Annotated in this window: 27 protein-coding genes, 1 tRNA gene, 2 pseudogenes and 1 riboswitch; of the genes and pseudogenes, 14 read left to right on the forward strand and 16 right to left on the reverse strand. The window is 43.4% G+C overall.

The genetic code is table 11. The annotated features are described in order from the left end of the window. Window positions 1-508 precede the first annotated feature (508 nt). The gene (locus tag QMZ64_RS19735; RefSeq protein WP_265625849.1) at window positions 509-1,609 is read right to left on the reverse strand and encodes a GntR family transcriptional regulator; all 1,101 of its coding nucleotides are present in this window, start codon (window positions 1,607-1,609) and stop codon (window positions 509-511) included. A gap of 162 nt (window positions 1,610-1,771) precedes the next feature. Further along, a riboswitch (TPP riboswitch) is annotated at window positions 1,772-1,871 on the forward strand. A gap of 111 nt (window positions 1,872-1,982) precedes the next feature. Between QMZ64_RS19735 and thiT the strand changes: the two genes are divergently transcribed. After that, window positions 1,983-2,567, forward strand: a complete 585-nt coding sequence (gene thiT / locus QMZ64_RS19740) for an energy-coupled thiamine transporter ThiT (protein WP_075751224.1) — start codon at window positions 1,983-1,985, stop codon at window positions 2,565-2,567. Between the two features lie 40 nt (window positions 2,568-2,607). Here thiT and QMZ64_RS19745 read toward each other — a convergent pair whose 3' ends face one another. Then, window positions 2,608-3,165, reverse strand: coding sequence for a class D sortase (locus QMZ64_RS19745; RefSeq protein WP_023856005.1), 558 nt, complete (start codon window positions 3,163-3,165; stop codon window positions 2,608-2,610). 106 nt (window positions 3,166-3,271) lie between these two features. Then, window positions 3,272-4,270 carry a processed acidic surface protein gene (locus tag QMZ64_RS19750; protein WP_265625848.1) on the reverse strand — a complete coding sequence of 333 codons (999 nt, stop codon included), beginning with the start codon at window positions 4,268-4,270 and terminating at the stop codon, window positions 3,272-3,274. A gap of 178 nt (window positions 4,271-4,448) precedes the next feature. Here QMZ64_RS19750 and QMZ64_RS19755 point away from each other — a divergent pair, with 178 nt between their 5' ends. From QMZ64_RS19755 to QMZ64_RS19780, 6 genes are all read left to right on the forward strand, one after another. After that, window positions 4,449-4,637 (forward strand): hypothetical protein, encoded by a 189-nt coding sequence (locus QMZ64_RS19755; RefSeq protein ID WP_003184678.1) that lies wholly within the window; start codon window positions 4,449-4,451, stop codon window positions 4,635-4,637. 124 nt (window positions 4,638-4,761) lie between these two features. Next, window positions 4,762-5,874: a response regulator aspartate phosphatase gene (locus QMZ64_RS19760; protein WP_165427881.1), complete on the forward strand. Its 1,113-nt coding sequence runs from the start codon at window positions 4,762-4,764 to the stop codon at window positions 5,872-5,874. A gap of 1 nt (window position 5,875) precedes the next feature. Next, window positions 5,876-6,004: a hypothetical protein gene (locus QMZ64_RS19765; RefSeq protein WP_255204467.1), complete on the forward strand. Its 129-nt coding sequence runs from the start codon at window positions 5,876-5,878 to the stop codon at window positions 6,002-6,004. Between the two features lie 78 nt (window positions 6,005-6,082). Then, window positions 6,083-6,730 (forward strand): pyroglutamyl-peptidase I, encoded by a 648-nt coding sequence (gene pcp, locus QMZ64_RS19770; protein ID WP_265625847.1) that lies wholly within the window; start codon window positions 6,083-6,085, stop codon window positions 6,728-6,730. A gap of 122 nt (window positions 6,731-6,852) precedes the next feature. After that, a complete protein-coding gene (locus QMZ64_RS19775) occupies window positions 6,853-7,509 on the forward strand; it encodes a potassium channel family protein (protein ID WP_265625846.1) in 657 nt (218 codons plus the stop codon). 2 nt (window positions 7,510-7,511) lie between these two features. Beyond that, a complete protein-coding gene (locus QMZ64_RS19780; RefSeq protein WP_265625845.1) occupies window positions 7,512-8,831 on the forward strand; it encodes a TrkH family potassium uptake protein in 1,320 nt (439 codons plus the stop codon). 10 nt (window positions 8,832-8,841) lie between these two features. Here QMZ64_RS19780 and QMZ64_RS19785 read toward each other — a convergent pair whose 3' ends face one another. Next, complete coding sequence (locus QMZ64_RS19785; RefSeq protein WP_265625844.1) at window positions 8,842-9,756, reverse strand: DMT family transporter; 915 nt, start codon at window positions 9,754-9,756, stop codon at window positions 8,842-8,844. A gap of 116 nt (window positions 9,757-9,872) precedes the next feature. Here QMZ64_RS19785 and QMZ64_RS19790 point away from each other — a divergent pair, with 116 nt between their 5' ends. Continuing rightward, the gene (locus tag QMZ64_RS19790; protein ID WP_075751231.1) at window positions 9,873-10,361 is read left to right on the forward strand and encodes a DinB family protein; all 489 of its coding nucleotides are present in this window, start codon (window positions 9,873-9,875) and stop codon (window positions 10,359-10,361) included. Between the two features lie 41 nt (window positions 10,362-10,402). On the opposite strand, the gene QMZ64_RS19795 is transcribed toward QMZ64_RS19790, so the two are convergent. From QMZ64_RS19795 to betB, 3 genes are all read right to left on the reverse strand, one after another. After that, window positions 10,403-10,984: an MOSC domain-containing protein gene (locus QMZ64_RS19795; protein WP_265625843.1), complete on the reverse strand. Its 582-nt coding sequence runs from the start codon at window positions 10,982-10,984 to the stop codon at window positions 10,403-10,405. 109 nt (window positions 10,985-11,093) lie between these two features. After that, a complete protein-coding gene (locus QMZ64_RS19800) occupies window positions 11,094-12,302 on the reverse strand; it encodes a choline dehydrogenase (RefSeq protein ID WP_020452714.1) in 1,209 nt (402 codons plus the stop codon). A gap of 17 nt (window positions 12,303-12,319) precedes the next feature. Continuing rightward, the gene (betB, locus tag QMZ64_RS19805) at window positions 12,320-13,792 is read right to left on the reverse strand and encodes a betaine-aldehyde dehydrogenase (RefSeq protein ID WP_265625842.1); all 1,473 of its coding nucleotides are present in this window, start codon (window positions 13,790-13,792) and stop codon (window positions 12,320-12,322) included. A 324-nt stretch (window positions 13,793-14,116) separates the two neighbouring features. On the opposite strand from betB, the gene cudC reads away from it, so the two are divergent. Together cudC and QMZ64_RS19815 are read left to right on the forward strand one after the other, a co-directional pair. Continuing rightward, window positions 14,117-14,671: a transcriptional regulator GbsR gene (gene cudC, locus QMZ64_RS19810; protein WP_165427887.1), complete on the forward strand. Its 555-nt coding sequence runs from the start codon at window positions 14,117-14,119 to the stop codon at window positions 14,669-14,671. Window positions 14,672-14,791: 120 nt separating this feature from the next. Continuing rightward, on the forward strand, window positions 14,792-16,420 hold the full coding sequence (locus QMZ64_RS19815) for a high affinity choline transporter 1 (RefSeq protein ID WP_265625841.1): 1,629 nt from the start codon (window positions 14,792-14,794) through the stop codon (window positions 16,418-16,420). A 45-nt stretch (window positions 16,421-16,465) separates the two neighbouring features. On the opposite strand, the gene QMZ64_RS19820 is transcribed toward QMZ64_RS19815, so the two are convergent. Continuing rightward, complete coding sequence (locus QMZ64_RS19820) at window positions 16,466-17,383, reverse strand: class I SAM-dependent methyltransferase (RefSeq protein WP_265625840.1); 918 nt, start codon at window positions 17,381-17,383, stop codon at window positions 16,466-16,468. 176 nt (window positions 17,384-17,559) lie between these two features. Next, window positions 17,560-18,741 carry an alanine racemase gene (gene alr / locus QMZ64_RS19825; RefSeq protein ID WP_265625839.1) on the reverse strand — a complete coding sequence of 394 codons (1,182 nt, stop codon included), beginning with the start codon at window positions 18,739-18,741 and terminating at the stop codon, window positions 17,560-17,562. Between the two features lie 314 nt (window positions 18,742-19,055). On the opposite strand from alr, the pseudogene QMZ64_RS23365 reads away from it, so the two are divergent. The 3 genes and pseudogenes from QMZ64_RS23365 to QMZ64_RS23375 all read left to right on the forward strand — a co-directional run. Then, a pseudogene (locus QMZ64_RS23365) lies at window positions 19,056-19,643 on the forward strand (cupin domain-containing protein); the annotation flags it as partial. Beyond that, window positions 19,612-20,187, forward strand: a complete 576-nt coding sequence (locus QMZ64_RS23370; protein ID WP_265625837.1) for a cupin domain-containing protein — start codon at window positions 19,612-19,614, stop codon at window positions 20,185-20,187. The pseudogene QMZ64_RS23365 and the gene QMZ64_RS23370, both read left to right, overlap by 32 nt. Before the next feature lie 351 nt (window positions 20,188-20,538). Beyond that, a pseudogene (locus tag QMZ64_RS23375) lies at window positions 20,539-20,708 on the forward strand (YolD-like family protein); the annotation flags it as partial. A gap of 158 nt (window positions 20,709-20,866) precedes the next feature. Here the strand turns inward: QMZ64_RS23375 and QMZ64_RS19835 are convergent. Beyond that, on the reverse strand, window positions 20,867-21,199 hold the full coding sequence (locus QMZ64_RS19835; protein ID WP_243942481.1) for a branched-chain amino acid transporter permease: 333 nt from the start codon (window positions 21,197-21,199) through the stop codon (window positions 20,867-20,869). Further along, a complete protein-coding gene (azlC, locus tag QMZ64_RS19840; protein ID WP_265625836.1) occupies window positions 21,196-21,906 on the reverse strand; it encodes an azaleucine resistance protein AzlC in 711 nt (236 codons plus the stop codon). Before azlC ends, QMZ64_RS19835 begins: the two co-directional genes overlap by 4 nt. 172 nt (window positions 21,907-22,078) lie before the next feature. Here azlC and QMZ64_RS19845 point away from each other — a divergent pair, with 172 nt between their 5' ends. Further along, the gene (locus QMZ64_RS19845; RefSeq protein WP_265625835.1) at window positions 22,079-23,467 is read left to right on the forward strand and encodes an aminotransferase-like domain-containing protein; all 1,389 of its coding nucleotides are present in this window, start codon (window positions 22,079-22,081) and stop codon (window positions 23,465-23,467) included. Between the two features lie 195 nt (window positions 23,468-23,662). Here QMZ64_RS19845 and QMZ64_RS19850 read toward each other — a convergent pair. From QMZ64_RS19850 to QMZ64_RS19870, 5 genes are all read right to left on the reverse strand, one after another. After that, window positions 23,663-23,735 (reverse strand) — tRNA-Ala (locus QMZ64_RS19850). 224 nt (window positions 23,736-23,959) lie between these two features. Next, window positions 23,960-24,358, reverse strand: coding sequence for a hypothetical protein (locus QMZ64_RS19855; protein ID WP_265625834.1), 399 nt, complete (start codon window positions 24,356-24,358; stop codon window positions 23,960-23,962). A 221-nt stretch (window positions 24,359-24,579) separates the two neighbouring features. After that, window positions 24,580-25,218 carry a hypothetical protein gene (locus tag QMZ64_RS19860; RefSeq protein ID WP_265625833.1) on the reverse strand — a complete coding sequence of 213 codons (639 nt, stop codon included), beginning with the start codon at window positions 25,216-25,218 and terminating at the stop codon, window positions 24,580-24,582. A 382-nt stretch (window positions 25,219-25,600) separates the two neighbouring features. Then, complete coding sequence (locus QMZ64_RS19865) at window positions 25,601-26,071, reverse strand: SMI1/KNR4 family protein (RefSeq protein WP_144498321.1); 471 nt, start codon at window positions 26,069-26,071, stop codon at window positions 25,601-25,603. Between the two features lie 21 nt (window positions 26,072-26,092). Beyond that, window positions 26,093-26,833, reverse strand: coding sequence for an HNH endonuclease (locus tag QMZ64_RS19870; protein WP_265625832.1), 741 nt, complete (start codon window positions 26,831-26,833; stop codon window positions 26,093-26,095). Window positions 26,834-26,924 lie beyond the last annotated feature (91 nt).

The following is a 26,924-nucleotide window of genomic DNA, read 5'->3' on the forward strand; positions in this document are numbered from 1 at the left end:
GCACATTCGCATGTGCGATTTATTTAATGAATTAACAGGTACGTTTGTCTTGTTTAGTTTTCAAAGATCATTTCCGCCTCTCGAAGAAGCGACTTTACCAATATAACATTCTACCATTGTGAATGTCAACAACTTTTTTAAAATATTTTCGAAGTTGTTTTTATAAAGCCTCCTTTTTAGGGGCGGATACAAATATAACATCTATTTTCGTTTTGCACAATAGCTTTTTTAAAAAAATAATAATCAAATGATTTTGACTCAGATAATCCTGATTATCTCGACCAGCGACAATTGACGCCATTTATTTCCCCATACCGCTTTCTTCTATATAAAGGTATACAGCGGTCTTTAAAATCAATTTGCTAAACCTGCACATGGTCCGAAGCTTCGAGGATGACATTAAACTCTCCGCTATCAGCTTTCACTTGAATAAAAAGCTCCTCATTCCGGAGCTTTTTAACAGGATATATTTTCATTCACGCTGGTTGGCGGATAAAGCTTATACAGCCTACCTTTTCAGCTTGGCGGTCGAATGTCTGACAACCAGTTCAGGTTTGTAGACGGTGGAATGCTCAAGCTGATCCGTGTTGCGTCCCTCAACTTTGGCAATCATCCATTTTGCCGCCTCAATCCCCATCTGCATTTTCGGATGAGTGACTGACGTCAGCTTCACTTCAGATGCCTCGCTCAAGTGTGAGTCGTCATATCCCACAATCGATATGTCTTCCGGCACTTTCAAACCGAACTCTCTCACGACATCCAACACCATAAGCGCGATCTCGTCGTTATAGCAGAATATAGCAGTTGGACGATCTGATGAAGAAAGCCGCTTCCTGGCTTCAGCTATCGTTTTTTGTTTTTTGTTCTCTGTTGTGTACGTCACGACCATTTCAGGGTAAAACGACAAGCCGTTTTCTCTGAAAGCACGGATAAATCCTTTCATCCGGTAGGCGCCCTGCATATCGTCCTGTTTAAAGAAACCGAACACTTTTTCATGGCCGAGCTTAATCAAATGCTCCGTGGCGATAAAACCGCCGTGTTCATCATCCAAAATGAAATGGGGCGGATTTAGCTCCTGATAAAATTGGTTGATCATCAAATACGGAATATGATGTTGTTCAAGCGTCAAATAGTAACTTAAATTCGGGTTAAAGCTTCCTGTTTTCGTCGGCTCCACGATCAACCCAGCAATTTTTTTGTCAAGCATATTCACAAGGCATTGTTTTTCTTTTTCATTGTCATTATTGGTGCTCGCGACGACAAGGGTGTATCCTTCACTGGACAGGGACGATTCGATTCCTCTTATAATAGAAGGAAAAATGTAATCCGAAAGGTAAGTCGTCATGACCCCGATCATCTTATTTCTTTCCCTTCCTTTTTCAGAAAGCTGAAGACGGTGAGAGCAATACGTCCCTGAGCCCTGCTCTCTGTATAAAAGCCCTTCATGTACAAGGTCGCCAATCGCTTGCCGGATCGTATGCCTGCTCACATCAAATATTTTCATCAATTCGTTTTCCGAATGAATTTTTTCGCCCGGCTTCACTTTGCCTTCATATATCCACGATTTAATTTTATTTTTCACCATGCTGTATTTTGTAAGTTCACCCATCAGATCAACCCTTTACTGCATCTTGTACGTACGAATAAGTTCTATTATAAAGGAAAAGATGTTTGACTTGCTACATATTGGAGAAATTAAGCAAAATTTTTAGAAAAATCAGCTTGTCGTCCGTTTCTTTTTTTAGTATAGTAGAATATAACTAAATAACTTGATGACCACAAGGGGAGCCTAGAGGCTGAGAGTGAACGACCGTTCTGACCCTTTGAACCTGTTAGTTAACGCTGGCGTAGGGATGTGGCAAAGTCATTTCTAATTGCATCCAAAGCAGTGCGTGGAAAACTTTCCTACTCCTTCCCCGCATTGCTTTTTTTATTGGGAAAGAAGTCCAGTATCCCTTTGTTCATCAAAAGTGAGGGTTATGATGAATCAATCTAAACAACTTGTACAGCTGATTGAAATTGCGATTATGACAGCAATAGCACTTATACTTGATATGGTGTCCGGAATGTTTTTAAAAATGCCTCAAGGCGGTTCAATCGCCGTCATGATGATTCCGATCTTCCTGATCTCCTTTAGATGGGGGCTGAAGGCGGGGCTGGCAACCGGGTTTTTAGCCGGATTGCTTCAGTTTGTCACTGGAGGATATTACGTAGTTCATCCTCTGCAGCTTTTTCTTGATTACTTTATCGCGCCTACAGCCGCGGGAATCGGCGGCTTTTTTGCCGGATCGATCAGAAATGCTTCAATCGAGAAACAAAAAGGAAAGATCATTTTCTATGTTACGCTGGCCGTCTTTCTCGGAAGCGGTCTGAAATTTCTCGCACATGTCATCAGCGGCGCTGTCTTTTTTGGAAACTATGCGCCTGAAGGCACTCCCGTATGGATTTATTCATTAGTATATAACGGAACATATATGCTACCGTCTTTCGTTGTCTGCACAATCGTCCTTTGTTTACTGCTGCTAACCGCGCCAAAACTCCTGGAAAACAGATCAAACATGAGGTAACACAAAAAACAGCGGACTCGCCCGAGATTCCGCTGTTTTTTTATGATTTAATCAAATCTGCGACCAATATATACCGCTCCGGTGCTGAACCGATAAAGTCAAAAGGATAGCAGGTGGAAACCGTCAATGTTGCTCTCGGCTTTGGTACAATCACCGTCCGGTCATCCGCATCCACGATCCGTACCTTTTTCACTTTGTATGTAAAAGTTCCGTAGGAAGCTTCAACAATTAACTGATCGCCTTTCCCCACTCGGCCGAGTTTTCGGAAAACCGTATCCCGGTGCCCAGATAAAACCGAGTTGTCATCTTCTCCAGGCAGAACGGAACCTGCGAAATGGCCCACGCCTTTTTGCAGCTCGTCTTCATCTGTCCCGTGATATATAGGAATCCTTGCATTGATTTTCGGAATGACAAGATCACCGATTTTCTCCCCAGTTTTAAATGTTTGATCAATCACCGTCTTTTCTTTTTTCGCCGTCTGAATCGGAGGTTTTTCAGGCTTTTCTTCTTCTTTCATCTGCTGAAATGAAAAAAGAGCGTAGCCGTGCATTAACTTGAACACATTCGTTGTTGTAAAATAAGCGCCGCACACAACCATCGCAATAGCTGCGAGCCAGATGATCTTTTTTCGATGTGCCTTAATTTCCTTTCACTCCTTATAAAAACTTCCCATTCTCTACATACTTAGAATGGGAAGTGACGTGTTAAGCCGCTTTACGAAGCCTTCTGATCATGAAGAATCCGCCAAACATCAGAACGGCGCCTAAGATCGACCATTCCGCGTAATGCCCGGCCGTCTTTGGAAGCTTTGCACCTTTAACCGTCTTTTTCACATGAGATGGCTTTGCATCATGTTTGACAGCCGTTTGGGTTTGCTTCACTTTTGCCCCTGTGTCATGAATTAAATCAGATCCGATCATGTCAGGCGTCAGCAATACATCCAAAATGAAATTGCCTTGCAGATCGTATACTTCCACCAGAAGGCTTGCTCCCTTCACATCTTCCGCGCTGACAAGCGTTGTCAAAGACACTTCTTTTTTCTTTCCGTCTTTAACAAGATAGTATTTCGTTTTCACTTCAAGCGTCTTCTGAAGATCGTTTAAAATGGACAGCATTTCAGCGATATCTTGAGCTGACAGCTCTGATACAGACTCGAAATCGGCTACCGCTTCAAGACGTTCTCCAAGAGCCATCAAATCATTTTCAAGGTTCGGATTGTTATCGCGCACTTTTCGGAGATGATTCACGAGCCTTTCCCATTCCTGATCATCTACACCCAATTCTTGAAACATGTTCCCGATCTGAAAATCGTCTTCTTCTTCATATGTCACAGTGAAAAGTGCATCGTCCAATTCGTATTCAAACATAAACACGTCGAGAATGTTTTGGCCGCTTTCCATATAGCCATTTTCAACAAAAAGGTCAGCCGCTTCTTTTTCGCTCAATCCATATTCTTTTAAATAGGATGCCAAAAGTTGTTTAGTCAGTCTTTGCCCTAAAAAATCTTTCAACTCTTCCACCGACTCAAAATCTTTTAAACTTTCATCATATGTATCCTGTAAATAAGCTTCCAATTCTTTTTCTGTCATTCCTATTTCTTCAAGATATTCTTGAAGCTCGGCCTGTTTCGGCGCGGCAAAAGCCCCTGCTGCCGGCACTAAAACCAGGATGCAGACCAATAGTGACATCAGCCTTTTTTTCATTTCGTATGCCCCCTAAATTTATCTATCATTTTGATTATAGTGGAAATATTTTAAAAAACATGTATTGTAATTGAAAATCTTTTCGTCTATAATATTTTGTTCTTTTTCCTGTTTAAACAGGCATAATCTTCCCCTCTATTGAATGTAATATAGTAAAGCGAATAGAGGAGGTATGCAAATGAATCCTTACTATATGATGCTCTTATGTTACGTCCTATCGATCATCCACTTTTTAATAGGCTACCGGGAAGCCCTGAAAATAAGCGGAGCTGACGGGCTGGTCAACGGAACCGCAATGATCTCCTGTATTCCGCTTGGCGCGGTTTTCGCTTTTTTCGCGCACTTTTTTTGGAAAATGACGATTTAATTTCAGAAATGAACTTTTCACCGGCGAACTTGCATTTCAGCGTTATTCACAGACGGCAGCAGTTTATGCTATGATTAATAGAACTTCAATTTACAAAAAATTCACAAAGATTGGAGGGAAGAGAATGGCCAAAGCCGTGGCTTCACAAGAAGTCGCCAATATGCTCAACGACTGGTACATACTGATGAAAAAACGAGACATTTCAGGCTCAATCGAAATGAAAGATGACATAGATAAAGCAATTGAAAAAATGGAAGAAGATCATGACGTTCTTCTCTATTATCAAATGCTCGATTTTCGCTTAAGGCTCCTTCTTGAAGATATCTCCCAATCTTCCACCGAAAAATTGGAAGCCATCAGTTTTCAAGACAAAGATCCAAAAAGTACGGACGACAAGCTGAATTATTATTTTTATCTGTTCAAAGGGATTTATGAGGACTACAAGCAAAACCATACAGAAGCGCTCAATTTTTTCAGAATAGCGGAAAAAAGGCTGAGCGTCATTCAAAATGAAATTGAAAAAGCCGAGTTTCATTATAAAATCGGTGTTTTGTATTACAACTTAAAAGCGACGTGGCTGTCGATTCATCACATCAACATCGCCTCCGGCATCTTCCAAGGGTATGACGGGTATGCCAAGCGGGTCATCAACTGCAAAATGCTGATCGGGCTCAATTATATTGACCAATTTAAGTTTTCCGAAAGTGAAGTATTGTTAAAGGAAGCAATTGAAAAAACCGAAAAAATCGGCGACCAATACCTTTTACCGTGTACCTACTATAATATGGGCTTTTTGAAGAGTAAGGAAGACAAGCAGGAGGAAGCGCTTAAGTATTACAATAAAGCTTTTGCAATAAAAGATTTTGAAACGAAAGCCAAGTATGCTTACCTTCTTTGCGTTTATGAAAACACAAGGTCTCTTTTCAAAACCAACGCACACAAACAAGCATTTAAATGGATCGAAGTGGGCTTTAACAAATCCCGGGAAATGAACAGCGAAATTTTCGAATTGAAATTCAAAATTTTATATACATTATATTCTGATACACAGAATAAACTGGAAATAATCAAGGACTATGTTCACCAGTTAGAAAATGAAAAAGCCTGGGTAGATTTGGAGGAATTATTGATGGATGTAGCGAATTACTACAGGCGAGAAAAGTTATATGAAGAAGCCATATACTTTTACATTAAAACAGACAAGGCGAGCAAGCTCGCCGGAAGAGGAGGAGAATAAAATGAAAAAAGTATTATTAACAGCAGTTGTATTAGGCGCAGTTTTCAGCTTTTCATTCGTAAACCATGCACCGGAAGCGGCTTCTCAAGGAGATCAGGTACTTCTCGCATCCCGGGGATCAGGAGCATAAAATATTCAAAAAATACCCATTCAGACATCTTCTGAATGGGTATTTTGCACTTTATATTTATTTTCAGGAGGGATCGATATGGGAAAGAAAGTCCTGCTGACAGGCTTTGACCCCTTCGGGGGAGAAACGGTCAATCCGTCTTGGGAAGCTGTAAAACAGCTGAACGGAGAAAAAGTCGAAGGCGTCTCTATCGCAGCGGAGCAGATTCCGACCGTTTTTCATCATTCAGCGGCCGTTTTGGAAAAAGCGATCGAAAAGCACCAGCCCGATATCGTCATTTGTGTAGGACAAGCAGGCGGCCGGGCTCACATGACTCCGGAACGCATCGCAATCAACATTGATGACGCCCGCATTCCGGATAATGAAGAACGGGAACCGATCGATGAACCTATCGCTGCAGACGGGCCTGCAGCTTACTGGTCCGCGCTTCCGATCAAACTCATTGTGAAAGAGTTGAGAAAAAACGGAATCCCGGCCTCCGTCTCTAATTCAGCTGGAACATTCGTATGCAACCATCTATTTTACCAGTTAATGCACCGTATAGACCGCACCTCGGCAAACATCCGCGGCGGGTTCATCCACATTCCGTATCTCCTCGAACAAACAGTCGATAAGCATGAGCCGAGCCTCAGCCTTGAAACGATCGTCGAAGGACTGAGGATAGCCGCCGTCGTCTCCGCCCTTCACGAACAAGACATTCGCGAAACCGGAGGCTCACTCAGCTGACATCGAAGCCGCCTCAAGGCGGCTCTCCGGCTTTGCACTCTTCCGGATTCTGTACATCCCTGTGTGTTTTTCTTTTAAAAAAGTAAACACTATAAGAAAAACAGGTAAAAGGGTGAACACGGATGCAGAAATCTTATGCCGTTTTCGGGCTCGGCCAGTTCGGCGGCAGCCTTGTGAAAGCCTTCCACGCAAAAGGGGCGGAAGTCCTCGGCATCGACAAATCCGAAGAAAAAGTAAACGAATATTCTGCTTATGCAACCTACACCATTTGCGCCAATGCCGTTGATGAAAACACATTGAAACAAATCGGGATACGCAACATCGATCACGCATTTGTATCATTCGGCGATGACATTGAAGCAAGCATTCTGACCTCTCTTTTGCTGATTGAAATGGGCGTTCCCAAAGTATGGACGAAAGCGCAAAATGACTATCACCAAAAGGTTCTGCATAAAATTGGCGTCCATCGTATCATTCATCCCGAAAAAGATATGGCCAAGCGGATAGCCAGCCATATCACCTCGGAAAAGATGATCGATTTTGTTGAGCTGTCGCCAAACTACAGCATCGTCGAAATTGTGGCAACAAAAAAGCTGGACAAAAGAAGCCTGGGGGATATCGATGTACGCGCCAACTTCGGCTGCAACATCGTCGGCATAAAAAGAGACGGGCATTTCATCATCGCACCGAGCGCTGTTGACATGATATATGAAAACGATATTTTGATTGTGATCGGGCAAAACAAAGATATTGAGACCTTTGAAAAAAAGGGCGATTAACCGTGAAGTTTAAACAGATTCAATTAAGCCCGTCCCAACTGCTCGTGCTGGTGTTTTTATTTTTCATCATATTAGGAACCCTTTTATTGAAGACGCCGGCAGCGACGTCCAAACCCATAGGCTGGATTGATACGCTTTTTACATCGACCTCGGCGATGACTGTTACCGGTTTGGCCGTCGTTGATACAGGCACGGATTATACGATGTTCGGTCAGCTCATGATCCTCGTTCTGATCCAGGTCGGGGGGCTCGGCATCATGTCATTTGCGGTGCTTATTTTTATCATGCTCGGAAAAAAAATCGGCCTGAAAGAACGACTGTTGATTCAACAGTCGCTCAATCAAACTTCTTTAGGCGGGATCATTAAGCTCATCAAGAGTTTGTTTATTTACTCCATCGCGATTGAAATGCTGGCCATGCTGATACTGACTGTCAAATGGGTTCCTGAATACGGTTTCGCACGCGGCGTTTACTACAGCCTGTTCCATGCGGTTTCCGCCTTTAACAATGCCGGATTTTCCATTTGGCCGGACAGTTTAATGCGGTATGAAGGCGATCCGCTCGTCAACCTGGTGATCAGTTTTTTGTTTATCATCGGCGGGATAGGATTTACCGTATTGTCTGATCTATGGCATAAGCGGAACTTTAAAAAGTTAAGCCTTCATTCGAAATTGATGATATACGGTACGTTTATCATCAATTTGTCAGCCATGATCTTCATTTTTCTGCTTGAGTATCAAAATCAAAAAACGCTCGGCATGCTTCCGCCAGCTGAAAAACTTTGGGGCGCCTATTTTCAGGCCGTGACCCCGCGAACAGCCGGATTTAACACGGCTGATATCGGAAGCCTGAACGAAAGCACGATCACACTTTTGCTTCTTCTTATGTTTGTCGGAGCGGGGAGCGCATCGACCGGCGGAGGAATCAAGCTGACGACGTTTCTTGTCATTCTCCTGTCGGTTATCACTTTTTTAAAAGGCAAAAAACATATTTCGATAGCAAAAAAAACGCTGAAAGACCAATTGATCATTCGTTCGCTCGCTATTTCGACTATCAGTGTGCTGTTGATTTTAGCGGCTGTCTTTATTTTAAATATGACAGAGCCTAAGCCGTTTTTGGCGATTTTGTTTGAAGTCGTATCAGCCTTCGGCACGGTCGGCCTGTCAATGGGGATTACGGCTGACCTGACCCCTGTCGGAAAGATACTAATTATTTTCATTATGTTTCTCGGAAAACTCGGACCGCTCACATTGGCGTTTTCCCTGGCCAGACCTGAACAGGAAAACATCCGCTATTCAAGCGAAGATATTTTGACCGGATAAGGTGCAAACTTTAAAGTGCCTTGTGCGTTTTCCCTTTCACGGCCGTGATGGTGTTTTTCCTTATGCTTTGCGAGGCCATGAACAGGATGATGCCTGAAAAAATGACCGCTCCGCCGACCACCTGCGTCATCATGACGGATTCGTCTAAAATCCAATACGCCAGCGCAACCGCTCCGACAGGTTCAAATAAAATCGCCACAGAAATCATATTTGTGCTCAGCCATTTCAGCACCCAGTTAAACAGCGAGTGGCCAAGCAAAGTCGGAATGACGGCAAGCAGGAAGAAGTACCCCCAATCTGACGAAGGATAAGAAAAAAAGGCGGCGCCCGAAAACAGACAGTACAGACATAAAGTGATGGCGCTGATTCCATACACAATAAAAGTGTAAACGGTCAAACTGTGGTGTTTTCTGACATGCTGGCCAAACAGCAGATATGCGGTTACAAGCGCACATGCCAACAGCGCAAGAATGTCGCCGTAGAGGGCCTGTCCGCTTACTTTGAAATCCCCCCAGCTGATGTACGCGCTTCCGCCGATCGCGAGCAGCGCACTGATGATCCCGGCGAACGAGACTCTTTCTTTAAATAAAAAGTATGTACCGATAAAAGAAAAAATCGGCTGCAGCGTAACAAGAACAACCGAGCTCGCCACTGAGGTGTATTCAAGCGAACGAAACCATAAAATAAAATGAAATGCCAAAAAGAACCCCGCTGCCGCTGAAAACAGCCAGTCTTTTTTCGAAAAACTCAAGACTTCTTTTCTTTTTCCCCAGAAAAAAGGAAAGATCAGCAAAGCGGAAAAAAAGAGACGATAAAAAGCGATGATTCCAGCGTCAGCCGTTGACAGTCTGACAAAGATGGCGGAGGAAGACACAGCCAGCACCCCGACCACTAATGCGATATACGGGTACAATGTTGTTCTCAAATAAATCCTTCCTTCTATTCATTTTTCTTAAGCATATCCGATGGTGATGCGAAAATCGAGTGTTTTTTGGTTATTTTACCAGCCTGCGATATGGTACAGTAAAAACAGGAGGGGATATGATGAGCATTTTTAATGAAGCGAGAAAAGAACTTTGGAGCGAGATTCAAGGCCTGTCAGACGAAACGCTGAATAAAAGGCCGGCAGAGGACGAATGGAGCATTCAAGAAGTGATCGACCACCTGAAAAGAATCGACCTGATGGCACTTCAAATCCTGAAGGAACAAATCAAGCATGCACCGGTCAAAACAATCGAAGATAAACCGGTGCATCAGTCGGAAGACAGAAGCTCCAAACGAAAGGCGCCTCCATATGCAGAGCCTGAAAGAAAAACGGCGGATGCTTTAACCCTCAAAGCTGAGCTCGACAATGTCAGAACACAATTAACTTCAGTCATCGCCGCCTTTCACGATGAAGATTTTCAAAGGGTGCTGCCGCATCCGGTTTTCGAAGAGCTTACGGTCAGGCAGTGGCTCGACTTCATCGGCCACCATGAAAGAAGGCATATTAAACAGATCAACGAAATCAAACAAAAACTATTGCAATAAGCGGAAAGCCCCGGTTTTAGAAGCCGGGGCTTTTCATCCGCTCAAGCAAACGACCTGGCGTCGTTCATGGCAGCAGGCGAATACGCCCACACTTCTGCCTGGTCGCCTTGATGGATCAAGCCGGGGCGTTCGACAACGCAGACGATTCCCCTTCTTCCCATCGCATGGCGCACAAAGCGCGAAGCAAGCTTCGGTTTGTCGGGAAACTGCTCCTGAATGACTTCTCCGGGCTGAATGCACGGCTCATTCTCACCCTCGCTCAACAGAGAGGCGCCGCTTGGAAAAACGATTCTGCTTCCTTCTCTTAATGAGGTTAAATCAGGCAGTCCGCTTAATGCGATATTGGCCCCGAGCCATTCCGGAAGGACCGCAGGAATGTTCAGCCGTCCGGCAATCTCAAGACACTCTTCGACCGAGACAATTGAAATCTGCCTCCTGTTGAAAATCTCCGTTCCTCTTTTATACATCGGCTCCCTTGCTCCCGCTTTTTTCGTCAGTCCAAAATGCAGATCACCCGGTATTCCCCCGTAATCGATCACAATCTTTGCCTGTTTCTCTGTCACAAATGACGGTGTGTCCGCTATGTATACGTTCTCTGCAACAGCCGTGTACTTTTTCCACATGCAACCCATCCCCTTTTTTTAAGATGTGATTTATTTTACAACGCTTCCCTTTTTTTCTCAAATTGAGAAAGCCCGCTGTGCGCTCACACAGTGGGCTTCATGCATTTCTTTATACAGTTTTCGGGGTTAGATTAAAGCAGCGTTTGTAAATCCAATTGTACGCTTTTTCGTTCAGGTCTCTCGGGTTTCCGACCGTTTGCGGATCTTTCATCGCTTCTTTTGAAAGGCGGTCGATCATGTCAGGTGATACGCCTTGCTCTTCAAGACTAGGAATCTCCAAGTCTTCCACAAGCTGATACATCCAGTTCACTGCAGCTTTAGCCGCTTCCACTGTAGACATGCCGCTTGTGTCAATTCCGAATGCTTTTGCAATGCGGGCGAATTTTTCAGGGTAGCCTTTCCAGTTGTATTCCATTACAGGCCCCATCATCGCCGCCACACATTGGCCGTGCGCGACAGGAATGATTCCTCCGAGCGTCTGGCTCATCGCGTGAGCAGCGCCGGCAGATTCGCTTCCGTAAGAAAGACCTGCAAGCATAGCCGCCTGCGCCATGCCGTATCTCGCTTCAAGATCTTCCCCATCGGCAAACGCTCTGCGGATGTAATGTGCGCCGTATTCGATCGCAAGAAGGGCCACCGCGTCAGTTATCGGCTGGGCAAATTTCATCGTATAGCACTCGATGGCGTGAGCTAAAGCGTCAACACCTGTCATCGCTGTGACATGCGGAGGCATTGATACATGCAATTCAGGATCGATAACGGTCAAGTGAGCAGCAATCAGCGGACCGCCCGTATTGAATTTAAATTCGCGCTCTTCATCTGTGATAACCGCCCATTGTGTAACTTCTGAGCCTGTTCCGGCAGTCGTCGGGATCGTTGTGAGCGGAGGAATCCGGTTTTCAAGCGGCTTCTTTCCTTCTGCCGCTTCATAGTCAAGAACCGAGCCTTCATGAGTGGCTTCGACTCCGATCGCTTTCGCCGTATCCATTGAGCTTCCGCCGCCGACTGCTACAAGGCCGTCGCAGTTTTCTTCAGCATACAGCTTGGAACCTTCAGCGACAAGACGGACAGGCGGATTCGGCTCGACTTTATTAAAGACGACAACTTCAACGCCTGCTTCCTGAAGGGATTCAACGACCGGGTTTGTAACACCTGCCTTGTAGATGCCGGGGTCTGTGACAAGCAGCGCTTTTGAAACGCCAAGCTTTTTCACTTCTTCTCCCACATGTTTAACGGCTCCGATTCCATGCTTAATAACGGTCGGGATTTCAAACGTATGGAATTTGTTCATCGCTTCTACTTTCATATTTAAAGTCATGAATCATTTCCTCCTTCTTATGCTTTAAACCAATTGACAGCCGCCGGTTTCGTATTGCGGTAGACGTGCTTCACTTCTGTGTATTCTTCAAGGCCCATGCGGCCAAGCTCGCGGCCGATGCCTGACTGCTTGTAACCTCCCCAAGGCGCTTGTGCGAAATACGGGTGGAAATCATTAATCCAGACGGTTCCCATGCGCAGTTTGGAAGCGACGCGTTCCGCTTTTTCGATGTCTTTTGACCAAACGGCGCCGGCTAAGCCGTAAATCGTATCGTTTGCAAGTGAGACAACTTCTTCTTCTGTTTTGAATGATTCAACTGTTAATACAGGACCGAATACTTCTTCCTGAACGATTCTCATATCTGATGTACAGCCCGAGAAAATCGTCGGCAGATAGAAAAATCCATTTGCAAGTTCAGTGTCCTCCGGACGCTTTCCGCCTGTTTCCAGCTTGGCGCCTTCTTGCAGGCCGATTTCCACATATTTTTCAACTTTGCTGCGGTGTTCAGCTGAAATGAGCGGACCGCTCTGTGTCTCCTCGTGAAATCCGTTGCCGAGCTTGATTTTTTTCGCACGTTTGACAAGCTCTGCGACAAACTCGTCATGGATGGATTCTTCAACGAGAAGACGAGCGCCCGCGGAGCAAACCTGTCCTGCGTGGAAGAATACCGCATTCAGCGCCTGGTCAACCGCTACGTCAAAATCTGCGTCTTTAAACACAATATTCGGATTTTTCCCGCCAAGCTCAAGCGCAATTTTTTTCACATTCGTACTTGCAGCCTGCATGATTTTCTTTCCGGTTTCAATTCCGCCGGTGAAAGAAATTAAGTCGACGTCTGTATTTCTGGCTAGTTCATCGCCGACAGTGGCCCCGGGGCCGAGAACAAGGTTGGCAACCCCTTTAGGCACACCGGCTTCTTCCATCAGCTTGAAGATCTTAATGGTTGTCAGCGGTGTGATTTCACTTGGTTTGACAACGATTGTGTTGCCCGCCGCCAAAGCCGGAGCGATTTTCCAGCTGGCCTGCAGGAGCGGATAGTTCCATGGGGTGATCTGCCCGCAGACACCGACCGGCTCCCTGACAATTTCGCTTTTAGAATCGGGAATCGGTGAAGAAATGACTTCTCCTCCATCTTTATCCGCAAGCCCTGCATAATATTGAAATACGTTTGCAATATCATCCATATCGGCTCTGCTTTCTTCAAGCGTCTTGCCGGTGTCAAGCGATTCAAGCTCTGCCATCTCTTCGTGGTCGCGTCTGATCAGTTCGGCGATTTTTAATACGATGTTGCCTCGTTCAAGACCCGGCGTATTCGCCCACTCGCCGTCGTCAAAGGCGCGGCGCGCTGCGGCAATCGCCCGAACAGCATCTTCTCTGTCTCCTTCACTGACGGTTTCAATATGCTCTTGATTGTAAGGATTGATAATGTGGCGGGTCTCGCCTTTTTTGGCGCCCACCCACTTTCCGTCAATGAAAAGTGTTTGACTCATAAAAGCAGCCTCCTCATTACGCAAAGTTTGTTAAATAAAAATTTAACGTTTTGAACACTTTGAATTTATCATGCGCCATTTTTTGTGTCAAAGGAAATCAGGCTGATTATTTTTTTTGAATTTTATGTGAACGCAGCACTCATACGGGCTGAGGCCATTTGAAAAAAAATTTTGATTTTGACATTTGAATTTCTTTCGTTAAGATAAAGAACATACAGAAATAACTTAACAAACTTAACGCGGATTTCAGATTAATCCCCGATTTTTCGGGGGAGCATTGAATCTGCAATGCTGATGTTCCGCTCCTGTGAAAGGAGGAAAGTAATGGACAATCCCCGTGATCTTTCAGCAAAAGAAGCGATCGCACAGGCAAAAGATCTTGTCATTGATTCAATCGCAGAAACGATGGATCTGTACGGCATTACCCGGAGTGCGGGTATTTTGTACGGAACGATGTACCTTTCGGATGAAATGACACTGGACGAAATGCGGGAAGAACTGCAAATGAGCAAGCCCAGCATGAGCACAGGCGTAAAAAAGCTCCAAGACTTAAACGTCGTCAAAAAGACATTCCATAGAGGAAGAAGAAAACACAGCTTTGTTGCTGAAAAGGATTTCTTCAAATTTTTCACAAGCTTTTTCCCGCAAAAATGGGAAAGGGAAGTCAAAGTGAATCTCATGGCTATTCAAGACGCTCAAAAAGCATTGGAGGACATCGTCGAAAGCGATGGGCTTGACGAAAGTATAAAAGAAGAAGCGAGAACTCTTTATGACCAGCTGGAACAGTCAAAACCGTATTATGACTGGCTGCTGAGACTCGCGAAATCTGTCCAATCCGGAGAGATCTTTGAGTTTATTCCGATTGATAACAAGAAATAAAAAGGTTTTATCCGCTCTGAAGTCAGCAATTTGCATACTTCCCAGAGTGGCGCAAAGCCTTTTTTCACATTTTAATTTCAAGAAAATTCGAAAAATTATTATCGGAGGCGATGTGCATACATGAATTATGCTGAGAAGAAAAAAAACTGGATCAAATTAGGTATTTTTGCGCTGTTTGCGGGAGGCATACTCGCGTATATCGGCATATCGAATGCAGACATTCATTGGGGCGGCTTTATCTCCATGATGATATTCTTTGCTTTCACCTATTATTTAGGCGCTTTTTACGCAGCAAAGAAATCAAATTCTTTTTCTGATATGATCGTGGCAAAAAGGAGCATGCCGTTTTTCGTCGGAATGGTGACGATGGCCGCAACATGGGTCGGCGGCGGATATATTAACGGAACGGCTGAATCGGCTTACAGCGACGGCCTCATCTGGGCCCAGGCACCTTGGGGCTACGCATTAAGCCTGATTATCGGCGGTATTTTCTTCGCCAGAAAAATGCGCCGTCATCGATTTATGACCATTATCGATCCTCTCGAACAGCGCTTCGGTAAGCGGATGGCCGGCGTTTTATATATACCGGCGCTGTTAGGAGAATTGTTTTGGAGCGCCGCGATCTTAACGGCATTGGGCACGACTTTCGGAATGATTCTGAATATCGATTTCCAAACGTCGATTATTCTTTCGGCGATGATCGCCATCGCTTATACGGTGGCCGGAGGCATGTGGGCAGTCGCTTTCACAGATGTCTTCCAAATGATCATCATTTTGCTCGGGCTGTTTTTAGTCGTCCCATTTGTATTGTCAAATGTCGGTTCACTCGATAGCGTATGGACAAATTACAGGCACGATTTCGGCAGCAGCGCCAATCTGTTTCCGCCGTTGGACGGCTGGAAAAATCCTGAATGGGGAAACCTGTTTTGGAACTGGTGGGATAATGCGCTCCTCTTAATTTTCGGGGGTATCGCATGGCAGGTGTACTTTCAGCGCGTTCTTTCGGCAAAATCGGAAAACGCCGCCATGTGGCAGTCGATTATTGCCGGAGTGATCTGCATCATTGCCGCCATTCCGTGCGTGATCATCGGAGCTGCCGGAAACAGTGCCGATTGGAGCCTGTTCGGAGCGAGCGCTCCGGATAACCCGGCGATGATTTTGCCGCAAACGCTTGCGTATTTAACGCCGGGAATCGTAGCAGGACTCGGCTTGGGTGCAATCGCAGCAGCCGTCATGTCAAGCATAGACTCTTCGATTCTATCGGCATCATCAATGGCCGCATGGAATATTTACCGTCCGCTGATCAAGCCGAAGGCCACCCAAAAACAGCTGCAAAAAGTCGTCAAACGCTCAATCGTTTTATTCGGCGCGGGAGCAGCGATCATCGCGCTGAATGTCAAAAGCGTTTATACTTTATGGTATTTGGCTTCGGATTTAGTTTATTGCATTCTTTTTCCCCAGTTAACAATGGCCCTCTTTTATAAAAGAGCAAACCTGTACGGGTCAATTGCCGGATTTGCAGTTGCGGTCATTCTGAGGCTGGGCGGCGGTGAACCCGCATTCGGCATCCCGCCGCTTCTGCCGTATCCGATGATTGAAGACGGCACAGTCCTCTTTCCTTTCCGGACGCTGGCTGCGGTTACAGCATTTATGACGATCTTCGCTGTGTCCGAATTGACGCAGCGCAAATGCCCTCCTAAACAGCTTGTACTCCCTCAAGAAAAACAGAAAGACGATCGCGCGGCTTAAAATAGGAAAAACGCCCGGCTCCCGGGCGTTTTTCTTGATTCGTGTTTATTTTTTCACGGCATGAATGTAGTGAATCGTTTCAAAGGCTGACAGATCATCTTTTCGATTGTTAAAATAACGCTCTTGAATATCTGACGGTGACAAATGCTCATAAATGAGCAGCCCGGATTGCTCCAGCATATGCTGGATTTCCTGATACGAATAGCATGATTTCATCGGTTCTCCGCCTGCCGCTGCCATTTTCACCATATTTTCCACCCTGTTGGAGAAACCTTTCTCTTTGAACAGGTTTTCATCCGCATAATCAAAAACGATCGAACTCCCTGAAGGAAGATCAGCCATTAATTGTCTCAGCAATTTTTCGGTTTCTTCCTTTGTTAAGTAGTAGGAAACGCCCAAAAAGCTAAAGAACGTTTTTTTGTTAAAATGAAAACCCTTATCAGCCAATTCTTGATAAGAAAACGCCTTGGCAAAGTCCAAAGGAATAAAATGAAGGTGGGCCGGGATGTGAAAACCGGCTTTGTCGAGTCTTTCCTTTTTCCATTTTTGTGTCGCCGGATGGTCAATTTCAAAGATATCAATTTTGTCTTTTAACTCCAGATTCCGAAAACAAAAAGTATCGAGCCCTGCCCCAAGAATCACGTATTGTTCTGCTCCAAGCCGAATCTCATGGTGCAGCACGCTTTCGCAATATGCGGCACGCGCGAGCGGCGTCGGAGAGAGCTGAATTTGTGTGATCCATTTTAATATTTCTTCATCGTCTCCCTCGTATTTTTCCGCTATATCTTTGTTGAAGAACTGTATACCTTGAATGAAGCTGTTTTTGATATCAGCAAATTCTTGTTGGGAAATGAGCGTTTTGGCTAGATTATCATCAAAAATTTTTGGTTCATCATATTGGCTGTGATAAGCTCTGCCAAAAGCCGAAATAAGAGACGTTACACTCGATTCATCTTTTTTCATGTCGTACACTCCTTCATCAAACGCAAAAAAATAGGATTCTCCCGGCCAGGAGAATCCTATTATACACACCAATATCCGATTAGTAAATTATAGCATAAATAAATTTTTTTGTCAAGAATTTTCACTTTTCCTATTTTGTTCAATGATCGAAAAAACGGCCTGTGAGTATGGGAAAACTACACGTATAACAGCGGAGTCGACTTTTTAAAAATCTCGCCGTCTCTAATATAAAAACGAGGGACGCGCCAGCTTATTGTAGATACCACTTCATAGTTGATCGTATCAAGCATTTCCGCAACTTCATCAACAGAAATTTCAGCTCCCTTTTGCCGGCCGTAAATCACGACTTCCTCTCCTTGTTTACCTTCGCTCTCTCCCAGACTGACCATGATCATGTCCATTGTGACTCTTCCCGCCACCGGCACCCGTCTTCCGCGATAAAGAATAAATCCGCGATTGGAAAGTTCACGGGAATAACCGTCAGCATAGCCGACCGGAATCGTGGCAATCACTTCCCCGCGCTCTGCAACATATGTAGCGCCATAACTAACGGTCCGCGGTTCTGTCAACATGGTTTTCACATAAGCGATGCGCGCCTTCAAGCTTAGTGCAGGCACAAGCTTAACGAGATTGAGCTGCCTGATATAATCGGAAGGATATAATCCATACATTCCGATACCTAAGCGAATCATATCAGCGCTGAATTCCGGAAAAGCGATCGCCGCGGCCGTGTTGTTCATATGCACCGCAGGCAGCTTAAAGCCTTGTTCTTTCAGAAAGCGGAGAAAGCTGATAAACTTTTCGTGTTGAATCATGGTTAGCTCAGTATCCGGTTCGTCAGCTGTGGAAAAATGCGTAAAAATCCCTTCCCATCTGAGGTTTTCACTTGCCGTCAGCGCTTCCACGATGGCTAAAAGCCTTCCTTTTGTGCGTACACCTAAACGCCCCATGCCGGTATCCACATTGATATGAACAGAAAGCCGGTCAGGGGTTGCTTCTGTTTCCAATATCTCGTTCGCTTCTTTAATCCAGTCAACTTGAAATGCTGATAACGATATATTCCAAGCTGCCGCTTCTTTCACACAGCTAAGCGGGGTGAAACCGAGCACAAGGGTCGGCGCTTCAATCCCCGCTTTTCGTAAAACGACCGCTTCCTCCACCGAGGCAACGGCGAGCTCACTCGCGCCATGTTCAAGTGCATGGCGTGCCACTTCCACCGAGCCGTGCCCATAAGCGTTCGCTTTTACGACAGCCATAATCTTGCTCCTCTTCGGAATATGCCGCCGAAATGTGCGCAAATTTTTTTTAATCGCATCAAGGTTTACCTCTACCCAAACTTCCCGGCAAAGCTTTTTCATCAACGCTCCCTTCTTTCTTGTCACATAGTATTCATTTCATGTAGCCGTTCGAAAATGGCCCGGATGCTTTCTATCTTATTCAACTTCGGGCGAAATCATTCAGTCAGTAGTCATTGGATGATCGATCGAAGACCGTCAGAAAAGAAATAAACTGGATGCTGCGCCGTGCAGACTATACTGCCGCCCTACGAAAAACGGCGCAGCGTTATTTTAAAGGAAGCGAAAATCTGTCCGGTTTTTTTATCGAGTCGATATATTTTCAGCGTCCGTGTCATAAATTTCGGTATACACGACCTGTGAAGGGAGCTTTTCACATGAAAAGAACAGCCGGGACTCCAGCTTGGTACAATCGCGTGCCTCATCCAATAAGACACGATGGTGCGGGCGCGACAGATTTTGGTCCCCGCGACGTGATGCGGGATGTAGAGAATCCCGACATGTTCGTTCCTCCAAAAACAGATGCCGGAGCCATCCCCAATTTAAAGTTTTCTTTTTCAGACACACATATGCAGTTAAATCATGGCGGCTGGTCGCGTGAAATAACTGCCCGGGAGCTGCCGGTATCAACAACGATTGCCGGCGTCAATATGCGGCTGACGCCAGGCGGGGTGCGCGAGCTGCATTGGCATAAACAATCGGAATGGGCTTACATGATTTTGGGCCATGCGCGCATTACCGCCGTCGATCAGGACGGCAGAAACTTTATCGCCGATGTCGGCCCCGGGGATTTGTGGTTCTTTCCCGCCGGAATACCGCACTCGATTCAAGGGCTTGAGGATGGCTGCGAATTTCTCCTCGTTTTTGATGATGGGAACTTCTCCGAGTTTGATACCTTCACGATTACAGATTGGTTCGCACATACACCGAAAGATGTTCTGGCCGCGAATTTCGGTGTACACGAAAGCGCCGGGACAGCTTGAAAAGCAAAATGTGCCAGACCCTTATGGAACCGTACCAAAAAGCTTCGCTTACAGGCTGTTTGCACAAAAGCCCATCGTAACACCGGGCGGAACGGTACGAATTGTTGATTCTTCAAACTTTCCAATTTCAACAACGATCGCCGCCGCGCTCGTCGGAGTCAAGCCCGGCGGAATGAGGGAAATGCACTGGCACCCGAACAACGATGAATGGCAGTACTATATCTCAGGGACCGGGCGAATGACAGTATTCGCGGCGAACGGGACTGCCCGCACCTTTAATTACCGGGCGGGGGATGTCGGATATGTCCCGTTTGCCATGGGGCATTACATTCAAAATACAGGCAGCGAAAGCCTGTGGTTTTTAGAAATATTCAAAAGCAGCCGCTTTGCAGACATTTCATTAAATCAGTGGATGGCGCTGACTCCAAGAGAGCTGATTGAAGAGCATTTGCATGTAGGACCGGAGCTGATGAACGCTCTGCGAAAAGAAAAATGGCCAGTCGTCAAATACCGTACGGACAGATAGGCTATCCACCCGCAAAAATGGATCGCGTAAAAAAGGCAACAAAAAAACCCTTGAATGATCAAGGGTTTTAAAGATGGAGCATAGCGGGCTCGAGCCGCTGACCCCTTCCTTACCATGGAAGTCCTATCGATAAGGATGTTAAGGCTGATTTCAGTTGGATTCATTTCTATTAAAGTGTTTAAGCCCGAACTTAGGGTGGATTCACACACTTCACGGTCAATTATTTTCGCCAATATCCTTGAATGAAAAAGAACCTAACTTCGACTGTTGGGTTCCTTTTCTCGCTGGAAAAAGAACACGTCATCATCTCAGGGAGATTCACAATATGATAGATGACAGAAATGGTCTGCTATGATGCTGACAGAGCATGTTGAACTGCTCCGTGAATTAGAAAGCAGCCAGAACAAAGTGAAAAGGCCGGTGCCCGAAATGTCCCAAATTGAAGATATGGAAATGGTCATAAGTAAAGAATGAAGTTTAATAATCCAGTTCAGTTATTTCAGCCGCTTCCCTTTTTAAATTCATTTCATAAAAATCAGATTCCGTTGCGTGGATTCAAAATCTTAACGACTGTACGTACAGATGATTCTCTACTTGCTTAGTTCATAGAGTTGATGCTCGTCTGTTTTTTTGCACGATTCGCAGCCTCCTTGATCTTCACAAATCAGAATCGGTGTGATCAAAAAATGACTTGCACAAACATCATATAGACAATGGTTCCCCCTGCTATAGAGAGGAGCATATTTTTCTTCCAAAAGTGAAGTAGTACAACTGCAGCTGCCCCAATCAATTCAGGGATACCGTGACTTCCAGAAAGTAAACTCACATCTTTAAAACAATAAATAACCAGAAGCCCAATGACCGCTGGTGGCAACACTTTGCCAAGATACTGTACATATTTCGGTGTCGGTTTGCCCGACGGGAAAATGATAAATGGTAGGAACCTTGTCAGCATTGTTCCAAGCACTACCATAGCAATGGTGATTATTTGCTGCGTTATGCTCATCGTCATACGGAAACCTCAGCTTTCTCCAATGGTTTCCTCAGAACAGTGAGCACGCCTAAAATGGCAAGCATAGCAGGAATAATAAATTGGTTCCCGCCAAAAATGATCAGACTGGCTGCTGAAAGCCCAAGTCCTGTGAGAGCACTGTGGTGCTTTTTCTCTTTCATCCACTGTTCTATGAAAATCACAATAAAGAGTGCTGTCATTACAAAATCAAGCCCTTCAGTATTAAACTTTACAAAAGATCCAAACATTCCTCCGATTGCTGCTCCTGCGACCCAATATAGATGATTAAGCAGCGTCACAAAAAACATAAACCATCCCTTGTCAATATTCGCTGGAACATCAGCCGTATAATTGATAGAAAAAGATTCATCACACATTCCATAAATCAGATAAAACTTTTTCTTTCCAGTTCCCCTGTACTTATCCAACATGGAAATTCCATAAAATAAATGCCGGGCATTCACCATTAACGTTAATAAAAGAGCATTAAACGGATGGAACCCGCTCAGCAAAAAATTTGCAGCAACAAACTCCATAGACCCTGCAAATATCGTCAAACTCATAATGATCGGATAAATTGCGCTAAACCCTAAAGAATGCATAAAGATTCCATAAGCAATTCCCAAAAATAAAAATCCGGCTAAAATCGGCATCGTATATGGGAAGGCCCAACGAAATGCAGCCCATATTTGATTTCTTTCTGTCATAGAATTCACACCTCGAATGAAAAATTTTATTATAATTTATCACACGAAATCCAAACAATAAATTGGATAATTGTATGGATTACAATTATCTTTTGTATAATAAATAAGTACATTTACTAGATGCTTCACATGATAGATATGTTGTTTAGAAATTAGATAATAGAGGTGAATTATGCCAGTAAACTCATTCGACAATTACCCAATGTCTTGGAAACCTGAAAGGAAGGCATTGAAGCGCCCGTTTTATGAATCAATCGCAACTTTGCTTGAAGAGGATATAAAAAACGGCTATTTAGCGCCTGGTACAAAACTGCCGCCGCAACGGGAATTGGCTGACTTTCTTGACTTAAACTTCACTACAATTACCCGTGCTTATAAAGTGTGTAAGATTAAGGGGCTGATTTATGCGGTCACTGGAAAAGGAACTTTCGTTTCTCCTAGCGCCGCTCGTTCTATTACCATTTCTAGAAATAAAATTACCAACTGTATCGATCTTGGTTTGGTTGCCTCTTTTGAAGAAACCAATGAAATTGTAGCTGAGGCGATTCAACAGGTTACGAATAAACATTATTTAGAGCAGTTACTCAATTACAACGATCCAACCGGCATTCCGCATCAAAAAACGGCAGGACTCAACTGGATGAAATCGCTCGGCATTCAAACTGACCAAGAGCATATCTCAATTGTTTCCGGTGCCCAAAATGCGCTGGCCGTTTCATTGACCGCATTGTTTGAGCCAGGAAATCGAATTGCAACAGACTTATATACGTATGCAAACTTTATTGATCTGGCAAAAATGCACCAGATCCAACTAGTGCCGATTGTTGGAGATGAATATGGAATGCTGCCAAACGAGCTTGATAAGCAGTGTACGCAACTCAACATTCATGGCATTTTTCTGATGCCCTCCTGCTGTAACCCGACTACTGTTATGATGTCAGATGTTAGAAAGAAAGAAATCGCGGAAGTCATCCGCAAGCATCGTTTACTATTAATTGAGGATGATATTCATTCATTTATGACTGCAGGCATAATCTCTGATTACCAGGAGCCCATGTTCAACCTGCTTCCAGAACAAAGCGTTTATATTTGCAGCACTTCAAAGTCCATCTGTTCAGGATTAAGAGTAGCCTATATCGCCTATGGGGATGCATTACGCGAGAAAATCCTCCAAGCTATTTTTAACATTAATGTGAAAACATCTTCTTTTGATGCAGAGGTAGTAACAGAACTGATCTTATCAGGAGAGGCGCATGACATTGTTTCTCGAAAAAAACAGCTTGCCCAGTCGGCAAATGATATTTATTCGGAGTATTTTCCTGAAAAAGAGTTGAATGGACATCCTTTAAGCTTTTATCGTTGGCTTTCCATCAAAAATCTTAATGATGGGTTGCAGATGGAAACAGACCTGAAGAAACACGGAATTCGAGTATTTCATTCTGACCGCTTTCTCAGTGGTTCGACACCACCTCATAAGTACCTGCGTATTGCTCTTTCTTCTACAAAATCACTGGATGAGCTCAGGACAGGTTTAGAAAGATTAAAAAATTATTTGGGGTAATTCAGAAAGAAACGATAAAGAAATTACCCCTTTTATATATATAGAATTAAATTGATTACCTAACAGTTTCTAAAAACATCGGTATCGATCACTAAAAAAAGATTAACAAACAATTTGCCAACAACTCATTATTCGAGTCGATTTTTATAAATAACAATAAAAAAAGAAACCCTTGTATATCAAGGGTTTCCGAGATGGAGCATAGCGGGCTCGAACCGCTGACCTCTACACTGCCAGTGTAGCGCTCTCCCAGCTGAGCTAATGCCCCGTATATTTAAGACATGATTTATTATAGATGGAATTTTGGAGAAAAGCAAGTGGTTTTTGATGTGAAAAAGAAAATGCTTTGTCAGCCGGCATTTTCTTTTTCATATAGACAAGCTATTGCTTTGATTTTTCAAAGCAGAACTGAGTGAACCTTTCAGACAAATCCATCCTTGCCAAGGCAGTGATCCATTCTTCCGGGATGCTTTTCATTCATAAAATTACATTTCACGGGGCGGGAAAACCCCACATAGGTACTTTAACTTCTTCAATTTTTTCAACTTCACTTTTTCCTACCCATTTTTCATATTCAAATCGATCAACTTGAACAAATCCATATTTTTTGATAATGTCCGGGCCATGTAGCCCACTTCCAATTAAGAGCCTATTGTCTTCCTCACGAAAAACAGGAAACTCAAGATCATTAATAATTGCTTGGTATCTTACATCATAAACTGAAGAAATATGTTCTCTTCGAACTTGTTTACAATAATGTCCAGTTTCATCTAAAATAAAACCAAATTGAATTGCCTCAGGATCTTTGGTAAATAATTCGTAGTTTTCTTGATCATGCTGAATAATCTCGTACTCTTTGTCATTGTATAACGCCAAAACACCATTTCTCATAGAGCTACCTCTATCTATTCATTAACACTGAAATGAGCTTTTTTCATTTAACATTATAGATCCCAATAAGTTTCTTGATTTGATTAGCGGTCTCATAAAGTTCTGCACATTCTGCATAGGTTTTTTTATCAGTATGATACTCTTTACACTTTGTCTCTATAACCTTAATAGTTTCACAATTAAAATCGGCCACCTATTACTATAGATGGCCGATTAAAAATTCACAATGAAAGAAAAGTATTTATGTCTCCTTCAGAGAAATTATTTGCTATTCCTTCAGCTTCCAACAATTTTTTGACTTCATTTTCAAATTTGTAAAGCAAATACATTTTTTTGAACGCAATAAACAATGCTCTTTGATTTCGGATGGCTACTGTAGATTGAATCACATTACCTTTATTGTTGACAAAAGAGACAATCGAACTTGCTTCGTCTTCCATCTCTAGCACAATCGCTCTATTTTTTACTTGTGATTGTCCCAAAGCAAATAAAGAAGCAGGGATCCCTAATATAGACATGGCTTGAAAAAGCTTACTTTGATCAAATGTAGGTCCACCTATATCCAACTCTTCATGTTCCATCACAAAAAGCTGAAACTTTTCTAAAAAATAAAAAGAAGATAACCTATCCAGAAAAAAGTGTTTTGCCCCTTCAACTTCATTGTAAAATTCTTTTATTATTTCCAAATAAGGGTTGTTTTGTCTTTCAACCATAAACAAACCATAAACCCATTTATCTTTGTCTTTCTTCAATTTATAAAAATTTTCATACGGAGCAACATTCTCTTTAATGCAACTATCTTCAAGAGTAGTTGATTTCCCCAGCTTATTCAAAATTTTATGAGCTTGATTAATATTCACTGAAAGTCCACCACATTTATTTTAATAAACTTTGTCAATGAGCTACGGTCGTTGAGCTTGCCTTTTGCTTTCAGTCGCATGCGTTTTTGATTATATCTCATTTTGGTCATATAGCAACTCTTACTCGTATGTTAAAAATGGCGTCTCACCTAATTACCGTACTTATTTTCATAACAAAATATTGTTATACAACTCCAGATGGTACAACCATCATGAGCTATGAATTTTATTAATGAATCATCTATGTTGACCAAAATCTAAAACTTTTATAAAAACACCTGTTGCTTAATAGGCAATCAGGTGCTTCTTCTTTGTTATTTAATCTATCCATTATTAACATCACATTATTTTCTTGTAATTTCAACTTGAATTCTTCTTATTTCTATTCAAGAATCTTTAAAAATTCAGTAAAGTTATCTGCCACATTATACGTAACAGGCTCAAATTCACCGGATTCTTCATGAGACCATACACACACAGATGGATTATTTTTATCCGTTCTAAAATCTAAGCATACAAAGTCACCCGCAAATACACTAGCTATTGGCAACACCTCTGCTCCTAATAAGTCTTCGTTATCAGTTAACCTTTCACCTATCTGTGAAAATACAACATCTATATCATAAATTCCTTTTGGATGATTCTCAATATCATCTAATATACACAAAAACCTTTCTAACGCATAACCACGATTGTTACACTCAAATGTTGCTTCCTCAACCTCTACTCCATTATTTTCTTTTATAAATTCTAAGAAAGACTGTGGTAATGAAAGTCTCCAGAACTTTTCATGATTCTTTATTAATTCCTCTGAAGGCAATGGCCTTACTATAGTGTCCTGTTTTATTTTCATATTTCTTCTCCTTTCTAAATGCTATCTCGGAGCATCTGCCCACATTCCAGTAGATCTTCCACCATTATGAATAGTTATATTGTGTATTCCAAAAGGTACTAACTCCATTTTACCTGGTACTTCAGTATGGTGCCATGTCATACCTTCTGGTCTTCCTCCAATTGCGTTATCTAGCCATTCAAATTGTGCCTCGTCAGACTTTAACCAGAGACTTTCTGGTAAATCTTTAGTCTCTACCACAAGTCCAGCACCCTTGAAATCTGCAAAACCATACCTCATTCCATCTGCTTTAATAACATTTACATTGGGAATCAGGCCATCTGCAATTGCTTTTTCTTTTATCAGTTTACGCTGGCGGGCAGTTAAATACTCTCCACTATGAAATGACTTATTCCATGACCAAGTTTTGTTTGTTTGAATTTTTTCACTGTATAGTCGGGCAAAATCATCAACAACATCATCAAATGTTTTGGTACCATCAATAAACTCATCAATGTTTTTTAAGTTTACATTACCCGTACCCTTTGAATCACTCTTCCCAGCCTCAATCTCCTTCTCAATCCGCTGAATCGAATCCTGCATCTTCGTTTTCGAAGCCTTATGGGCGTCGTTGACGTGGGCGGAGTAATTGGACCCTTTTCGGACGAGGGTGCCGCCTGCTCCTGCTTCTGCACCGCGGGCAAGATCGCTCAAGGCGTCGGCGCTTTTGGCGAATTGTTTTTTAATGGCGAAGCTTTCATTGTTTAGCTTGTCTTTTGTCAAGCCGCCGAGTCACATGCATTTTTCCAGACGTTGTTTTAATTGGTTTGACAATTTCCTTCTTTAATTACGAAGGAGATACTGTGATGAATAT

Source organism: Bacillus sp. LB7 (genome assembly GCF_030449715.1).
Taxonomy (GTDB): Bacteria; Bacillota; Bacilli; order Bacillales; family Bacillaceae; genus Bacillus; species Bacillus paralicheniformis.